At 65.6% G+C, this 14,232-nt stretch carries 16 protein-coding genes; 10 read left to right on the forward strand and 6 right to left on the reverse strand.

All coding sequences use genetic code 11. The features are described 5' to 3' along the window. The first annotated feature begins 45 nt into the window (after positions 1 to 45). On the forward strand, positions 46 to 1,239 hold the full coding sequence (locus A5727_RS09185) for a cytochrome P450 (protein WP_068248009.1): 1,194 nt from the start codon (positions 46 to 48) through the stop codon (positions 1,237 to 1,239). A gap of 23 nt (positions 1,240 to 1,262) precedes the next feature. On the opposite strand, the gene A5727_RS09190 is transcribed toward A5727_RS09185, so the two are convergent. Genes A5727_RS09190 through A5727_RS09200 form a run of 3 tightly spaced genes read right to left on the reverse strand, consistent with a single transcriptional unit; the run spans position 1,263 to position 3,001 of the window. Continuing rightward, positions 1,263 to 1,682, reverse strand: coding sequence for a DUF3237 domain-containing protein (locus A5727_RS09190; RefSeq protein WP_068248013.1), 420 nt, complete (start codon positions 1,680 to 1,682; stop codon positions 1,263 to 1,265). A 10-nt stretch (positions 1,683 to 1,692) separates the two neighbouring features. Continuing rightward, positions 1,693 to 2,595, reverse strand: coding sequence for a VOC family protein (locus A5727_RS09195; protein WP_068248014.1), 903 nt, complete (start codon positions 2,593 to 2,595; stop codon positions 1,693 to 1,695). Positions 2,596 to 2,605: 10 nt separating this feature from the next. Beyond that, positions 2,606 to 3,001, reverse strand: coding sequence for a nuclear transport factor 2 family protein (locus tag A5727_RS09200; protein ID WP_068248017.1), 396 nt, complete (start codon positions 2,999 to 3,001; stop codon positions 2,606 to 2,608). A 149-nt stretch (positions 3,002 to 3,150) separates the two neighbouring features. Between A5727_RS09200 and A5727_RS09205 the strand changes: the two genes are divergently transcribed. Genes A5727_RS09205 through A5727_RS09225 form a run of 5 tightly spaced genes read left to right on the forward strand, consistent with a single transcriptional unit; the run spans position 3,151 to position 7,952 of the window. Then, positions 3,151 to 4,320, forward strand: coding sequence for an acyl-CoA dehydrogenase family protein (locus A5727_RS09205; RefSeq protein ID WP_197507626.1), 1,170 nt, complete (start codon positions 3,151 to 3,153; stop codon positions 4,318 to 4,320). Continuing rightward, positions 4,317 to 5,570, forward strand: a complete 1,254-nt coding sequence (locus tag A5727_RS09210) for an acyl-CoA dehydrogenase family protein (protein ID WP_068248020.1) — start codon at positions 4,317 to 4,319, stop codon at positions 5,568 to 5,570. The genes A5727_RS09205 and A5727_RS09210 overlap by 4 nt, the downstream gene beginning before the upstream one ends. Continuing rightward, positions 5,567 to 6,058 carry an FAS1-like dehydratase domain-containing protein gene (locus A5727_RS09215; protein WP_068248023.1) on the forward strand — a complete coding sequence of 164 codons (492 nt, stop codon included), beginning with the start codon at positions 5,567 to 5,569 and terminating at the stop codon, positions 6,056 to 6,058. Before A5727_RS09210 ends, A5727_RS09215 begins: the two co-directional genes overlap by 4 nt. 17 nt (positions 6,059 to 6,075) lie before the next feature. After that, positions 6,076 to 7,503 carry an NAD-dependent succinate-semialdehyde dehydrogenase gene (locus tag A5727_RS09220; protein WP_197507627.1) on the forward strand — a complete coding sequence of 476 codons (1,428 nt, stop codon included), beginning with the start codon at positions 6,076 to 6,078 and terminating at the stop codon, positions 7,501 to 7,503. Further along, positions 7,500 to 7,952, forward strand: coding sequence for a MaoC/PaaZ C-terminal domain-containing protein (locus A5727_RS09225; RefSeq protein WP_068248029.1), 453 nt, complete (start codon positions 7,500 to 7,502; stop codon positions 7,950 to 7,952). Before A5727_RS09220 ends, A5727_RS09225 begins: the two co-directional genes overlap by 4 nt. Positions 7,953 to 7,956: 4 nt before the next feature. Here the strand turns inward: A5727_RS09225 and A5727_RS09230 are convergent, their stop codons facing one another. Beyond that, positions 7,957 to 9,285 carry a phosphotransferase family protein gene (locus tag A5727_RS09230; RefSeq protein WP_068248032.1) on the reverse strand — a complete coding sequence of 443 codons (1,329 nt, stop codon included), beginning with the start codon at positions 9,283 to 9,285 and terminating at the stop codon, positions 7,957 to 7,959. Continuing rightward, positions 9,282 to 10,079 carry an SDR family NAD(P)-dependent oxidoreductase gene (locus tag A5727_RS09235; RefSeq protein WP_068248034.1) on the reverse strand — a complete coding sequence of 266 codons (798 nt, stop codon included), beginning with the start codon at positions 10,077 to 10,079 and terminating at the stop codon, positions 9,282 to 9,284. Before A5727_RS09235 ends, A5727_RS09230 begins: the two co-directional genes overlap by 4 nt. 91 nt (positions 10,080 to 10,170) lie before the next feature. Here A5727_RS09235 and A5727_RS09240 point away from each other — a divergent pair, with 91 nt between their 5' ends. Genes A5727_RS09240 through A5727_RS09250 form a run of 3 tightly spaced genes read left to right on the forward strand, consistent with a single transcriptional unit; the run spans position 10,171 to position 12,578 of the window. After that, positions 10,171 to 10,368 (forward strand): ferredoxin, encoded by a 198-nt coding sequence (locus tag A5727_RS09240; RefSeq protein ID WP_068248120.1) that lies wholly within the window; start codon positions 10,171 to 10,173, stop codon positions 10,366 to 10,368. 8 nt (positions 10,369 to 10,376) lie between these two features. Beyond that, the gene (locus A5727_RS09245; protein WP_068248036.1) at positions 10,377 to 11,429 is read left to right on the forward strand and encodes an acyl-CoA dehydrogenase family protein; all 1,053 of its coding nucleotides are present in this window, start codon (positions 10,377 to 10,379) and stop codon (positions 11,427 to 11,429) included. A gap of 9 nt (positions 11,430 to 11,438) precedes the next feature. Continuing rightward, entirely contained in the window at positions 11,439 to 12,578 is a 1,140-nt protein-coding gene (locus A5727_RS09250; protein ID WP_068248039.1) for an acyl-CoA dehydrogenase family protein, read from the forward strand. A gap of 41 nt (positions 12,579 to 12,619) precedes the next feature. On the opposite strand, the gene A5727_RS09255 is transcribed toward A5727_RS09250, so the two are convergent. Then, positions 12,620 to 12,814, reverse strand: a complete 195-nt coding sequence (locus A5727_RS09255) for a hypothetical protein (RefSeq protein WP_068248131.1) — start codon at positions 12,812 to 12,814, stop codon at positions 12,620 to 12,622. A 107-nt stretch (positions 12,815 to 12,921) separates the two neighbouring features. Between A5727_RS09255 and A5727_RS09260 the strand changes: the two genes are divergently transcribed. Continuing rightward, entirely contained in the window at positions 12,922 to 14,229 is a 1,308-nt protein-coding gene (locus tag A5727_RS09260) for an amidohydrolase family protein (protein ID WP_068248041.1), read from the forward strand. The last annotated feature ends 3 nt before the right edge of the window (positions 14,230 to 14,232 follow it).

The following is a 14,232-nucleotide window of genomic DNA, read 5'->3' on the forward strand; positions in this document are numbered from 1 at the left end:
AGCATGATCTGTTCAGTTGTTCACAGGCGGTGATAGAGTGCGCGTATGCCCGCCACCAGCGAGTTGATCTACTCGCCCTTCTCGAAGGCGATTTTCGACGACCCGTATCCGGTGTACCGCCGGCTGCGCACGGAAGCGCCCGTATACCGGGATCCGGAGCAGCGTTGGTGGGTGCTGTCACGCTTCGACGACGTCGCGGGCGCCCTGCGGGACTGGCAGACGTACTCATCGAAACTCGGTCCGGCGCCGGAGAATCCGGACAACGACGGCCGCAAGTACTCGGTGATCTCCATGGACCCTCCGCGCCACGACCGCATCCGCGGGGTGCTGAAGGGATTCTTCACCCCACGCGCCGTCGAGGCGATGGAGGGAGCGCTGCAGGCGGTGGTCGATCACCACCTCGACAAGCTCAAGCTGGGCACCACGGTCGATGCCATGGAGGCATTCGCCTTCTCGGTGCCCACGGATGTCATCGGTGATCTGCTCGGTGTTCCCTCTGCCGATCGTGAACAGCTTCGAGTCTGGTGGGAGGCGTTTCTCACCCGGCACGAGGGGGAGGTCGCGATGCCACCCAGCGCCATCGCCGCCAACCGCAGAATCAGCGCCTACATCGGCGATCTCATCGAGGCCCGGCGTACAGATCCCGGTGATGACCTCATCAGCATCGTGCTGCAGGCCACCTTTCACGACCCCGACATCGGCGACGACCGTGCCCTCACGCCTCACGAAGTGCTGATGTTCTGCAACCTGCTCTCCGCGGCGGGTTCCGAGACGACACAGAAACTGATCTCGAACGGTCTCGTCGCCATGCACGACCACCCCGATCAATGGCAGCGAATCGTCAACGACCACAGCTTGATTCCGAGTGCGGTCAATGAAGCCCTGCGCTTCGACACTCCGAGCCACTGGGTGGCGCGGACCCTCACCCGGCCCGTCGAGTTGCACGGTGTGACCATGGATGCCGGCGACTGGGTGCTGCTCCTGTTGGGCAGCGCCAACCGTGACGAGCGACGGTACGACGACCCTGACCGGTTCATTCTCGATCGACCCCGCGGGACCGACGTGTATTTCGGTTGGGGCATCCACATCTGCCTGGGCCAGTGGTTGGCCCGCCGCGAGGCACAGATGGTGTTCGAGTATGTCGCAAGGAAGTTCCCCAACTACTCGATCGGGGCACACGAGCGTGTGTTGACCGCGACGGTCCGCGGATACACCAGTGTCGAGATGACCCTGCGCTGACCACCGCCAACCTGCCCTGGGCGTCAGACGACCTCGAAGACCTCATAGTGCAGGGACTCACCGAGGTATCTGCCCTTCGCCACGCCGAGGACGCGGGTCAACCACTGATACCGCTCATCCCCGGTCTCGAAGTACATCGAGGAGTAGACCTGGGCTGTCGCCGCATCCATTCGACCGGTGTAGCTGACGTAGACCACTGCCCCGTCGTCGGTTTCCAGGGTCACGCGCGCATCCACGAGGACTCGGCCCGATGGCTCGACGAATGCCCAGTCGGCCGCCGCTCGCCCCTTCAACGAGGCCCGCAGGCGCTCCCCCTCCCAGCGTGCTTCTGTGATCTCCCCGATCGTCCGGCCACCGCCCGGCCCTGACGACACACCGATGGGGTCGGCGAGTCGATAGGTGACATGGCACAGCGGACGCAGCTGCGCAACGATGGGATCCATCACGACCCTTCTAGTCCGGGACCTCGAGCTCAACGAACTCGAACACCGCGCCATGGCATGTCTGTGGGTCTGTGATCAATCGCCGTTTGTCACGCTCGGCGACTGTGACGCCGTGCGCGCAAAGGTGCGCCTCGACCGATGACAGGTCCCGGCACTCGAAGATGCAGGAGTGCATGATCTCGCCGTGTGACGCCAGATCACGACCTGCCACCGTGTCTGCGGCGGCCGGCACGATGAGTTCGACCGTCGTGTTCGTCCCCAGCCGCAGCCGCCGGCGCGTTGCGACCGTCGTGCTCTCCTCGCCGTCCATGGTCGCCCCGAGAGCGAGGTAGATGCGGGAGGCCTTGTCGATGTCCTCGACCACGACACCGACCCGCCAGCCCTCGATGGTCAGCGGATGAACCCGCCACGGGTCAACCGACCACCCGGGCAGGAACCGGGGGTCCTCCCATCGACCCGGAACACCGAGTGGACCTGGCTTGGCGTGCTGGAATGGCATGAACTCGAGCTGGCCCGCGGTGTCTCTCGGGTGGGTGAAGACCGGACTCATCGGCTTGTCCACCATCGTTGTTCGACCGGCGCCTCCGAGCCCGAAGCACCGCACCCCCTGCGCGGTGAGGGCGTCGAAGATCTCGGTCGGACCCGAGTCGACGAAGTAGGCTGCGGCGTGGAAGTGCGAGCCGAAACGACTGAGGAACTTCCCGAGCGGGAGGTTCATGGCCTCCTCGGCCGGCTCCATCACGTCGACGGCGAGGTCCCCTATCGCGACCATCGAGGCCCACCGCTTCTCCGCCTCCAACCAGTCGTCGGTGAACACGTCGACCGCACCGAACACGTCGCGGTACCACTGCGCCACAGCACGGTGGTCATCCGTGATGTGGTTGACGTGCCACTGCCTGCCGATCTGGATCATCACTGCCCGATCACGCGGGATCGGGTGTGAAATCACGCTTGGTGAAACGCCATACACCAGACTCTCGGATGAGTTGGTCACGGTAGACACCCTGCGCGATGACCTGAGTTCCGCTGCCGGGGGCCGACGAGAACACTGTGCAGTACGCCTGGTTCGAGGCCTCCTCGCCGGTTCCCTCGGACAGCACCGACGTGACCACGTGCCGAAGTTGGCCGGGTGCGCCCAGTTCACGGACATACGCGATCAGCGCGTCTCGCCCACGCGCCTGCTCATGTCCCATCAGCAGAAATACGCCGTCTTGGGTGAAGCAGTCGGCGAAGGCCTCGGCATCACCCCGATCAAGGGCGAAGTTGTATCGGCAGATCAACTGATCGATGTCGAACGCATCGTGAACCGAGATGGCCAATGATCCCCTCCTGACGAGTGGCCGACATCCTTGCGGGCCAGCAGAACACTACGACACTCACTGTGTTTCTGTGCCGTTTGACATCAACAACGCTGCGCAACACTCGAACAGATACTGTACAACTGGAACACGCCTGCCGGTGTGACGCGATGACCGAGGAGACGATGCCGCCCGTGACACCCACGATCGACGAGTCCCGAGAGCTTGCGTTGTTCCTCACAACCACCCGCGAGTTCCTCGACCGCGAGATGGCGATGTCGCGGGTGCGGGATCTCCACGCGGCAGATCGCCCGTATGAGCGTCAATGGTGGACGCGGGCGGCCCAACTCGGTTGGACGAGTCTCCTGGTTCCGGAGTCGCTGGGAGGCGGGTCCGTCTCGGACTCGGGTGTCAGCGACCTGGCCGCGGTCATGGCGCACGTGGGCCGAGCCGTCGCGCCCGGACCGCTGATACCCGTCAGTGTCGTGGCCGCGGCCCTCTCCAACGCCTCGAACGCGCCGTGGCACCAACACACGGTGAACGGACTGCTGGACGGTTCATGCGTCGCCGCGTGGGCCGTGGACGAGCCTGGTCTTCCCTTCGGCAGCGCGCCGGCAACCACGGCGATTCAGACCGCGCGCGGATATCGCATCGACGGAGTCAAGACGCAGGTCGAATCGGGTCTGCTGTGCGACGTTCTTCTGGTGTCGGTGAGCCTCCCGGAGGGCCAAGCACAGCTGCTGGTGCCGGCTGACGCCGAAGGAGTGACGGTGACCCGAACACCGTCGGTGGACCTCGTACGCGATTACGCGACGGTGCGATTCGACGGCGTACAGGTCGAGCCGACCAGCATCGTCGGCCGCGTTCCCGAAACACCGGCAGCACACGAGCGGCAGGCGCGGCTGGCCCAGGTGCTGCAGTGCGCGGAGACGGTCGGCGCCCTCGACGCCATGTTCGACATGACAGTGGCGTGGGCGCAGACCCGCTACAGCTTCGGCCGGCCCCTCTCGTCCTACCAGGCCCTCAAGCATCGCTTCGCAGACATGAAGATGCAGCTGGAGTCGTGCCGCGCAGCGGTGGCCGCCGCATGCCGCGCGTTCGCGCACGACCCCGACACCGCGGGCCTGGCCGTCAGCGCGGCCAAGGCCTACGTCGGCGAGTACTCCATCGCGATCGCGCAGGAGTGCGTGCAACTGCACGGAGGGATCGGGGTCACCTGGGAACACGACCTGCACGTCTATCTCCGTCGTATCGAGGTGAATCGGGTCCTCTACGGTACGACCGAGGAGCACCAGGAGAAGGTGTACGTTCTGGCCAAGCAGGGAGCAGTCATCCGATGAACGACTCTGCACTGGAGGCTCGCGGCGAAAGCGTGGAGGAGTTCCGCGCACGAGCCTCCGCATGGCTGGCCGCCAACATGCCCCGTCTGGGTCCGAACACTGCACCGCCGGACCGCGATGACGAAGCCACCTGGCGGCGCGCACGACAGTTGCAGCGCCGCCTTCACGACGGTGGGTTCGCGGGAATCTGCTTCCCCCGCGAATACGGCGGCCTGGGACTTGATTTCGCCTATCAAGCCGCATTCAACGAGGAGGCGGTGCCCTATGAGATGCCCGTCGTTCTCAACATCCCGAGCCTCACCATCTGCAGCGCCACACTGCTGGACGTCGGGAGTGAGGAGCAGAAGAGCCACCACATCGGCGCAGCGCTGCGCGGAGATGAGGTGCTCTGCCAACTCCTCTCCGAGCCGAGTGGAGGCTCCGACCTGGCCGGGGTGGTCACCCGCGCCGAACGCCGTTCCGGCGGTTGGGTTCTCAACGGGGCGAAGACCTGGAGCAGCAGTGCCTTCGCCGCCGACTTCGGACTCTGCCTGGCCCGGACGGATTGGAACGTACCCAAGCACGAAGGGTTGACCATGTTCCTGGTCCCGCTCGGGGCACCGGGGCTGACCATGCGCAGGATACGACAGGTCAACGGCTCCAACGAGTTCTGCGAGGAGTTCTTCGACGACGTCGAACTGTCTGACGAACACGTCGTGGGAGAGGTCGGCGGCGGGTGGACGGTGGCCTCACGTCAGCTTTTCCACGAACGCCGAGCAGTGGCAAAGGGTTCCGAGTTCGCAAACTGTGCGGCCACCGAAGGAGGCCGAGGCGGGGCCATCGACGTCGTCGCGCTTGTCGACTCCACCGGGCAGGGCGACGACCGGTGGGCGCGTCGCCTGGCCGGGCGGGCGTTGACACACCGCGTGGTGGAGAAGGCACTGGGCGACCATGTGTTCCACGGTGTTTCGACGGGTCAGATGCCGGCTGCATCGGGTTCGCTGAGCCGGCTCTTCTACGGAACATGCGAGAACCTGGTGCTCGACACGGCGTTGGCCCTCACCGGCTCCGCGGCGGTCGTCGGGGATGACGCGACGATGCTTGCCGTCGGCCAGAAGCACCTTTCTCGACAGTCGGTCTGCCTCGGGGGTGGCACCACCGAGATCGCGCGCAACATCATCGCCGAGCGTGTCCTCGGTTTTCCCCGCGAATACGCGGCCGACCGCGGAGTGCCCTTCAAAGACGTCCCCCGCAACGGAGGCCACCGATGACCGACTCGATGATCACCGAACGACTCGCAGCCGTCATCGGCGTCTGGCACGACCAGGGGACGCCGTCGTTTCCCATCGAGCGATCCGAGATCCGGCGTTGGGCGATCGCGACGTACTGGCCCGAGCAGCCGCCCCGGCTCTTCTGGGATGAGGACTACGCACGAACGACCCGATGGGGCGGCATCATCGCGCCCGATGATTTCAATCCGTTCGCCTGGCCGATCGAACCCCTCGACGCCGGACCAGCCGCCTACGCACTTCCCAGCCCAGGCGAACCCGGACAGCGGATGCTCAACGGGGGCGTCGAATTCATCTTCGGGAAACCGATGCGGCCGGGTGATGTGATCACCGGACGATGGCGCATTCAGGACGCAACCGAACGCGACGGCAGGATGGGCCGGATGCTCTACCTCAAGCTCGAACGTGAACTTCGCAATCAGCACGACGAAGCGGTTCGCACCCGCATCGACACCGTCATCCGATACTGAGACAGAGGAAACGCTACGTGTACATCGAAGGCGAGTGGAGACATGCGCTGTCGGGCAGGACATTCGACAGCATCAATCCCGCCACCGGCGAATTACTCGGGGCAGTGCCCGACGGGGACCGCGACGATGCCCGGGCGGCGATCGACGCCGCCGCCGCCGCGCTCCCGGGGTGGCGCGCGAAGACGGCGTACGAGCGTGCCGATGTCCTGATCGAGGCCCACCGACTCATGCTCGAGCGCCGGGACGACCTGGCCACCCTGATGACAAGGGAGCAGGGGAAGCCGCTGCGGATGGCGCGCACCGAAGTCGGCTACGCCGCCGATTTCCTGCTCTGGTTCGCCGAGGAGGCCAAACGTGTCTACGGCGAGGTGATTCCGTCCGCCCGCGCCGATCAGCGCTTCCTGGTTCTGCAGCAGCCGGTCGGCGTGTGCGCGGCGATCACGCCGTGGAACTATCCCATTTCGATGATCACCCGCAAGATCGCGCCGGCGCTCGCAGCGGGCTGCACATCGGTGCTCAAACCTGCCGAACAGACCCCGCTGTGCGCCATCGCGACGTTCGGCGTCTTCGCCGACGCCGGCGTCCCGCCGGGCGTGGTGAACCTTGTGACCTGCTCAGACCCCGAGCCGGTGGCCGCCGAAATCCTCGGAGACTCCACGGTGCGCAAGATCAGCTTCACCGGCTCGACCGACGTCGGCAAGCTGATCGCGGCCCGCGCCGGTCAGACGATGAAACGGGTCTCGATGGAACTCGGTGGCCACGCCCCATTCCTGGTGTTCGCCGACGCAGACCCGGAACACGCGGCCAAGGGTGCGGCACTGGTCAAATTCCTCAACACGGGTCAGGCCTGCATCTGCCCGAACCGGTTCATCGTCCATCGATCGATCGCCGAGCCGTTTCTGGCGACCCTGCGCGCAAGGGTGGAGAAGCTGGTGCCCGGCGACGGACTGCGCAAGGACACGACGGTGGGACCGCTGATCGACGACACCGCCATCGAGAAGATGGAGCGTCAGGTCACCGACGCCACCAGCAGGGGCGCGCAGGTGGTCCTCGGCGGAACTCGACTGCGGGGTCCGGGATTCGATGGCGGCTGCTTCTTCGCACCCACGATCCTGTCCGACGTCCGCGCGGACATGCTGATCTGCGCGGAGGAGACGTTCGGGCCGATAGCGCCCGTGATGGTGTTCGATGAGGAGGCCGAAGCGATCGAGCTGGCGAACGCGACGAGTTACGGTCTGGCCGGCTACATCTACACCCGAGACATCAGTCGCGCCATCCGGGTGGCCGAAGCACTGGACTTCGGGATGATCGGGATCAACGACATCAATCCGACCTCGGCCGCGGTCCCCTTCGGCGGAATCAAGGAGAGCGGACTGGGCCGCGAGGGCGCGCGTGCGGGACTGTCGGAGTACCTCGACACCAAGGTGTTGGGGATCGCGATATGAGCCGGGCACCAGACTATGACGCGATCAACGTCGGTGACCGGATCCCGGAGTTCGTCCGGACGACGGGCTTTGCCGAATGGAACCGCTACGCGGCGGTGAACGACGAGTTCATTCCGATCCACATGGACGACGAGGCCGGCCGCGCCGCGGGGAATGAGGGCGGAGCGTTCGGCATGGGCAACCTGAGACTGGCGTACTTGACGAACATGCTGCGCTCCTGGATGGGCGACGACGGCGAGATCCTGTCCCTGAGCGCAAAGTACAGAAGCATGAATCAGAAGGGCGACGAGCTGCGCGCGGTCGGTGAAGTGGTCGGCAAGGAGCTCATCGACCAGCCGGAGGGCCGGATCGCGCTCGTCCACCTCAAGGTGGACGTGATCGACCAGAACGGAACCAGCACCACCCCCGGACAGGCCACGGTCGCACTTCCCGGGCCGGCCCGGGACTGATCCGCTACGTCAGGGCGGCGAGGTGGCCGATTCCGCCCGGCGCCGTCAACACCGGTTCGAGCAGCAGCATCTGGCGCATGCACCTGCGGTGCAGCAGCGAGATCAGGTTGGCATCGTGTTCAGGGCCCGCCGCTCGGACGAAATCCTCCAACACCGTGTCGCCGGCGAACCTGTCGACCGGCCGATCCCCGGTGAGCGTGGCGATGTCGTCAAGGTCCGCCGAGACGATCGCGGGGTGCAGCTCATTGACCCGATCACAGAAGCGTGCCACCGACGCCACTGTGCCACGGTGGTACTCAGCGAGCCCTGCGGCGACGTCGAGTTCCTCGATCATGGTGGCCAATCCTCGTACCACACCGGTGTATTCGTGCGTGGTGGACACGGGCGACGCCACGGGCTCGAGTTGGACACCGGCCTGACGGGCGATGGATTCGATGGCGTGCAACGACAGCTGGTGGAACCACTCGACATATTGCAGTATCTCGGGACGCGTCAGGTCGAGATGCAGCGCGGCCACCAGACCCAGAGGGGTGCACAGGGCGAACTTCGCGGTGTGGAACTCGATCGCTGCCACGTCCAGCGGTTCTCCGGAGACCGACTCGTAACGCGCCAGCACCCGGCTCAGGTCCCCCATCGGCTCGGTGACACCGCGCAGCCGAAGCCCCGCAAGGTCATGGGCGACGTCGCCGATATGCGCCAGTTCCACGTCGAGAAGTCCGGTGATTCTGCGGTTCTCGAACATGAACTGCCCAGAGTCACCGAGCACGAAGCTGGGCCGGCTCGCCCGGCTCGGCACGTTGCGGCGAAGCCACCCGATCGCGAATTCCAACAGAGGTTCCGGTCGTCGCTTGAAGCTGCGATAGCGGGTCACAAAGCCTTCGAAGAAGTCCAACGCCATCGCCTCACGCGTCGCAGGCACGGCCATCCCGAGGCCACCGAACGCCTGCGGGTCAATCCGGTGCACGGCCACCAGAGCGTCGACATAGTCGTCCATCACCGCGTCGATCTCACCCGGATCGGTGACGACGCCGAGATTCGATTCACCGGCCAGCCAGTCCATCACCACCACGGCGCCGTCACCGATCTCGGCATGAATGTGCGGGACCGGGATCGAATGCGCCTCCATCACCTTCAGAATCAACGCCTCACGAGCCACGTCCATCGAGCCGAAGCCCTCGCGATCACCCCTGGCGTAGAGGCGAACGGGCCTGCCCGCACGGCTGGCGACGACAAACCACGCCGGCCGCCAGCGATGCTGCCGGTCGAAACTGCGCACCTCCCCGACATTGGCGGTCACCCAGTCCCGGACGATGTCGTCAAGCGGGTGCGTCAACGGTCGAAAACCCCCGGCGACTTCGAGTAGTCGACCGTGGACAGCTCAGTCATCCCACCGTCGATGTGCAGCACGGTTCCTGTCACGAACGCCGCATCCGCGCTGGCCAGGAATGCCACCGCCGGTGCGATCTCAGTGTCGGGGTCCGCCCCCCTTCTCATCGGCGATGCCTCCGCCGTCCTGGTGTAGTTGTCCCACTCCGTGCCGATCATGTCCCGCTGCACGTCCGTCAGCGCGAACGGGCACACCGCGTTGACCCGGATTCCCTGCGCCGCCCACTCGTTCGCCGCCACCTTCGTGAGCGCACCGATGGCTCCCTTGGCCGCCGAATACGGTCCGGTGTAGGCGATCCCCGCAAGTGCCGATCCCGAGACGAAGTTGATCACCGAGGCGCCGCCGGCCGCCTTGAGGAAGGGATGCGCGATCTGCATGAAGCGGAAGGTCGCCTTCGGGCCGGTCGCTTCGGACAACTCCCAATCCTTGTCGGAGACCAGTTCGAGCGCCTTGGGCATCGCGAAGTACTGCGCCGCGTTGACCAGCACATGCAGCACCCCGCCTGCGGCCGCCTGTTCCACCGCACCGGCGATCTCCTCGCGTTTGGCGACATTCGCCTTCACGAAGCCCGCCGTGCCGCCCGCCTGCTCGATGAGTCCGATGCATTCCGCGGCCCTGTCCTCGTTCAGGTCGACAATGGTGACGCGTGCGCCCTCGGATGCCAACCGCCGGGAGATCGCCCGGCCGAGTCCCTGAGCACCTCCGGTCACCAATGCGTTGTGGTTGTCGAGGCGGCCCATACGATCCTCCCGGCGTAACAGTTGAACAGATATCGTTCTATCATCCAGTATCATGACAGACCTCCGAGCCGGCGTGACGAAGGGGTACCGAATGCGGGTTGAGGTGGATCGCGACCTCTGCGAGTCGAACGCTGTCTGCGTGGGGATCGCACCCGACATCTTCGAACTCGGCGCCGACGATCTGGTCACGGTCCTCGGTGAGGACGTTCCCCCAGCGCGTAAAGAGGCTGTGCGCGAAGCAGTTACACTGTGCCCCAAGGTCGCTCTGACCCTGCACGAGAACGACTGACCGCCGCGATGTACATCGGACTCACCGAGGAACAGGACCTGCTCCGTGACACCGCGGCACGGCTCGCTGGGTCGCTGGCCTCCTCGGACCCGGGAAACATCGCGTCTGCGGAGGTGCTCGACGCTCAGTGGCAACGCATCGTCGAACTCGGACTTCCCGCGCTGCGAGCGCCGCAGACATGCGGACTCGACGCGAGTGGCGTCGAGACCGTCGTCGCACTGGAGGAACTGGCCCGTCGACTGGCCGCCGTGCCAACCCTCGGCCAGGCGGTGCTGGCCACCGAGCTGCTGAACGCCGCAGCGGCGGACAAGGAGGTCGAGCTGGTCACCGAGGGGGCCCTGCGAATCTCCCCGGTGCTCGCAGACGACCTGTTGGACTTCGCCGACGGTACGGACTCGGGCGTCGCCATCGACGTCGCGGGTGCGAGTCACGTCCTGTTCTCGGTCCGCGAGAACGACACCCGGCGCCTGGTCTCGGCGGAGCTGGCGGCGCCTGTCACCGACAGCGTCACCGGACTGGACCTGACGCGGTCAGTGCGGGTGCTGACGGCCACGGACCTGCAGTCCCCCACGTCGATCGGTGACCCGATCTCCGCCGAGCGATGGACCCGTGTCCGCGCCACGGCCCTGACCGCCGTCAGCGCAGATATGGTCGGCGTGATGGCAGGGGCCCTGGACGATGCCGTGCGCTACGCAGGAGAGCGTGTCCAATTCGGGGTCAGAATCGGTGGCTTTCAAGCGATTCAGCACCTGCTCGCCGACGCGCTGGTCCGGGTGGAGGGTGCACGCAGCTGCCTGTGGCACGCGGCATGGGCCGTCGACCACCTGCCTGCGGATCAGGCGCTCCTGGCCGCCCGCACCGCGAAGGCCTACGCATCAACCGCCGGCCGAGAGGTGGTCGAGACCGCCATGCAGGTGCTCGGCGGCATCTCCATCACCTGGGAACACACGGCGCATCTGCGCTTGCGGCGAATACTGCTGAACCGCAGACTCTTCGGCGACGAGAGCGAGCAGTACTCGGCCATCGCCGACATGCGGATCGCCGATCGAGAGCTCGACTGAGCGGGGATCATGGACTTCACCGATACACCCGAGGAAGCCGCATTTCGGATTCGGCTGCGCACCTGGCTCGCCCAACACGCGGCGCAGGCCGTCATCCCCGATGATCCAAGCGCCCGGGCCGATGCGGCCAATGCCTGGCACCACACGATGTACGAGGCCGGTTACATCGGGCTGTCGTTTCCCACCGAGTACGGCGGTCATGGACTCTCCCCCATCTACGAAGCGATCCTGAACGACGAACTCGGCCGCGCGGGCGCCCCACCCATCGAGGGCGTCGGTCATCTGTCGAATGCACTTCGGTTGTTCGGATCAGACCGCCAGCGCACCGAGCTGCTGCCCGGCCTGCTGTCCGGCGCGGTGCGGTGGTGCCAGGGATTCAGCGAACCGGAGGCCGGGTCGGACCTCGCCAGCCTAAAGACCAGAGCTGAGGCCGTGGAGGTGGCCGGCAACCCCATGTTCCGGGTCAACGGCCGCAAGATCTGGACCAGTTTCGCCGCGGTCGCAGATTGGTGTTTCCTGCTGTGTCGGACCGAGCCCGATGCCGCCAAACACGACGGAATCTCGGTCCTGCTGGTGCCCATGTCGACACCGGGCATCGAGGTGGCTCCGATCGTCAATGCGGCCCGCAACCGCGAATTCGCCGAGGTGACCTTCTCCGATGTCGACGTCCCCGCCGAGAACCTCCTCGGCCAACGGGGCCAGGGCTGGTCGATCGCGAATCAACTGCTGGCCTACGAACGTGGGCCCAGCGACATCAACTGGATCAGTCGCCTTGCCGTCCAGCTTCGCGACCTGGAGGACGACGTCCGAACCGGTCGCCTACCCGACACACCGGCGGCACGACTGCGGCTCGGCGAGGCGTACACGGAACTGCGAGCGCTGCAGGTCAAGGTTCAACGCTCGTTGACCGATCGCCTCAACGGCGCCCTGCCTGGCGCCGAGGGCTCGGTCGACAAGCTGCTGATGGCCCGGGCCGACCAGACGTTCGGCCACACGATGATGGATCTGCGCGGGAGCGCACCGGTGCTGGCCGAGGGATTGGCGTGGGACATCTATGTGTGGTCACGGGCCGCGGGAATCTACGGCGGCACGACACAGATCCAGCGCAACATCGTCGCTCAACGGGTTCTGGGCCTTCCAAGGCGATGACCGCCGCCGTCGTCGGCGCACGTGAAACGCGCCGTCGCGGATCACTCGTTCCGGTAGTGCTTGAGCGCTTCCTTCATGCCCGCCAGGCGGCGCTCCATGAGTTCGTCCCCTTGTCCCGCTTCGATTCTCCTGGTCACCTCGGCGATCTCCTCGATCAGCCGCCCGGCCGCTTCACTCCGGGTGAGCAGGTCCTGGTCAACCCAGTCGTCGAGCGGAATTCGATCGGTGGGCTCCATGCTCGCCACCCTTTCCAGCCAAGCTATAGTGGATAGTCAGATAGGCATATATTGTTCCACTGTACCGCCGCGTGAAGCTTATCAGTCACCATCGAGAGGGTTCGACGATGCCGCTGCAACCATCCATGAAGCTCCTGTCCGTCGACGACCACCTCATCGAACCACCGCACGTGTGGAGCGACAGACTGCCCAGGAAGTACCTGGACGCCGGGCCGCGCATCGTCGAGTTTCCCCGCGAGGGCAAGCCTCCGATGCACCAGTGGGTGTACGAGGGCCGCGCCTACCCCAACATCGGCCTCAACGCGGTCGCCGGCAAGTCGCCGGAGGAGTTCGGAGTCGATCCGGTGCGCTACGACGATATGATCCCCGGCTGCTACGACCCGAAGGCCCGGCTCGCCGACATGGACATCGACGGCGTCCACGCCATGTTGTGCTTCCCGTCGTTCCCCCGGTTCTGCGGCACCGTCTTCCTGGAGGGACAGGACAAGGATCTGGCCCTGCTCGGCGTACAGGCGTGGAACGATTTCTCGCTCGATGAGTGGTGCTCTTCCGACCCGGCCCGTTTCATCCCCATGATGATCAGCCCGCTGTGGGACGTTCAGCTGATGGTGGCCGAGATTGAGCGCAACGCCGCCAAGGGCTGCCGAGCCGTGGGACTGCCCGACAACCCGATGAACCTCGGGCTGCCCAGCTTTCACACCCCGCATTGGGATCCCGTGTGGTCCGCCCTCGAGGAGACGAACATGACGGCCGTCATGCACTTCGGGTCAGGCGGCATGCCGCCATCCACCGCTCCCGAGGCACCGTTCGCAGTGATGGTGACGCTGATGGGAACGACCTCGATGGCGGCGGCCGTCGAACTGGTCTTCTCCCCCGTCTTTCACAAGCACCCGAACTTGAAGGTGGCGTTCTCCGAAGGCGGCATCGGCTGGATGCCCTATCTGGTCGAGCGCGCCGACTACGTGTGGCGCAAACACAAGTACTACCAGAACATCCACCCCACCGTCGCCCCCTCAGAACTGTTCCGGCGCAACATCTCCGGGTGCTTCATCGAGGACGAGGTCGGTGTCGCGATGCGCCACCAGATCGGCATCGACAACATCACCTGGGAGTGCGACTACCCGCACTCCGATTCGTTCTGGCCCAAGAGCCGGGCGCGCGCCGAGGAGATGCTGGCCACCGTGCCCGACGAGGACGCCCACAAGATCGTCGAACTGAACGCTCGGCGCTGGTACGCCTTCCCGGAGGAGGGGTTCAAAGCCTCCACCGCCGACAGTGGCTGGCGGCCCAACAATGGCGAACCGCCCGAGTATGACTACGACCTGGTGATGTCCGACCACGGCGGAGTCGGGTACGGGGCGTTCATCGAGAACCTCGCCAATCAGATGGCCAACAAGGAACAACGGGACAACTAGTCC

Source organism: Mycobacterium sp. ACS4331, from assembly GCF_001667265.1.
Classification (GTDB): Bacteria; Actinomycetota; Actinomycetes; order Mycobacteriales; family Mycobacteriaceae; genus Mycobacterium.

Coding starts and splice junctions, on each gene's coding strand:
- A5727_RS09185 (WP_068248009.1), top strand. CDS start 46: ATGCCCGCCACCAGCGAGTTGATCTACTCGCCCTTCTCGAAGGCGATT.
- A5727_RS09190 (WP_068248013.1), bottom strand. CDS start 1,682: ATGGATCCCATCGTTGCGCAGCTGCGTCCGCTGTGCCATGTCACCTAT.
- A5727_RS09195 (WP_068248014.1), bottom strand. CDS start 2,595: ATGATCCAGATCGGCAGGCAGTGGCACGTCAACCACATCACGGATGAC.
- A5727_RS09205 (WP_197507626.1), top strand. CDS start 3,151: ATGACCGAGGAGACGATGCCGCCCGTGACACCCACGATCGACGAGTCC.
- A5727_RS09210 (WP_068248020.1), top strand. CDS start 4,317: ATGAACGACTCTGCACTGGAGGCTCGCGGCGAAAGCGTGGAGGAGTTC.
- A5727_RS09215 (WP_068248023.1), top strand. CDS start 5,567: ATGACCGACTCGATGATCACCGAACGACTCGCAGCCGTCATCGGCGTC.
- A5727_RS09225 (WP_068248029.1), top strand. CDS start 7,500: ATGAGCCGGGCACCAGACTATGACGCGATCAACGTCGGTGACCGGATC.
- A5727_RS09235 (WP_068248034.1), bottom strand. CDS start 10,079: ATGGGCCGCCTCGACAACCACAACGCATTGGTGACCGGAGGTGCTCAG.
- A5727_RS09240 (WP_068248120.1), top strand. CDS start 10,171: ATGCGGGTTGAGGTGGATCGCGACCTCTGCGAGTCGAACGCTGTCTGC.
- A5727_RS09245 (WP_068248036.1), top strand. CDS start 10,377: ATGTACATCGGACTCACCGAGGAACAGGACCTGCTCCGTGACACCGCG.
- A5727_RS09250 (WP_068248039.1), top strand. CDS start 11,439: ATGGACTTCACCGATACACCCGAGGAAGCCGCATTTCGGATTCGGCTG.
- A5727_RS09255 (WP_068248131.1), bottom strand. CDS start 12,814: ATGGAGCCCACCGATCGAATTCCGCTCGACGACTGGGTTGACCAGGAC.
- A5727_RS09260 (WP_068248041.1), top strand. CDS start 12,922: ATGCCGCTGCAACCATCCATGAAGCTCCTGTCCGTCGACGACCACCTC.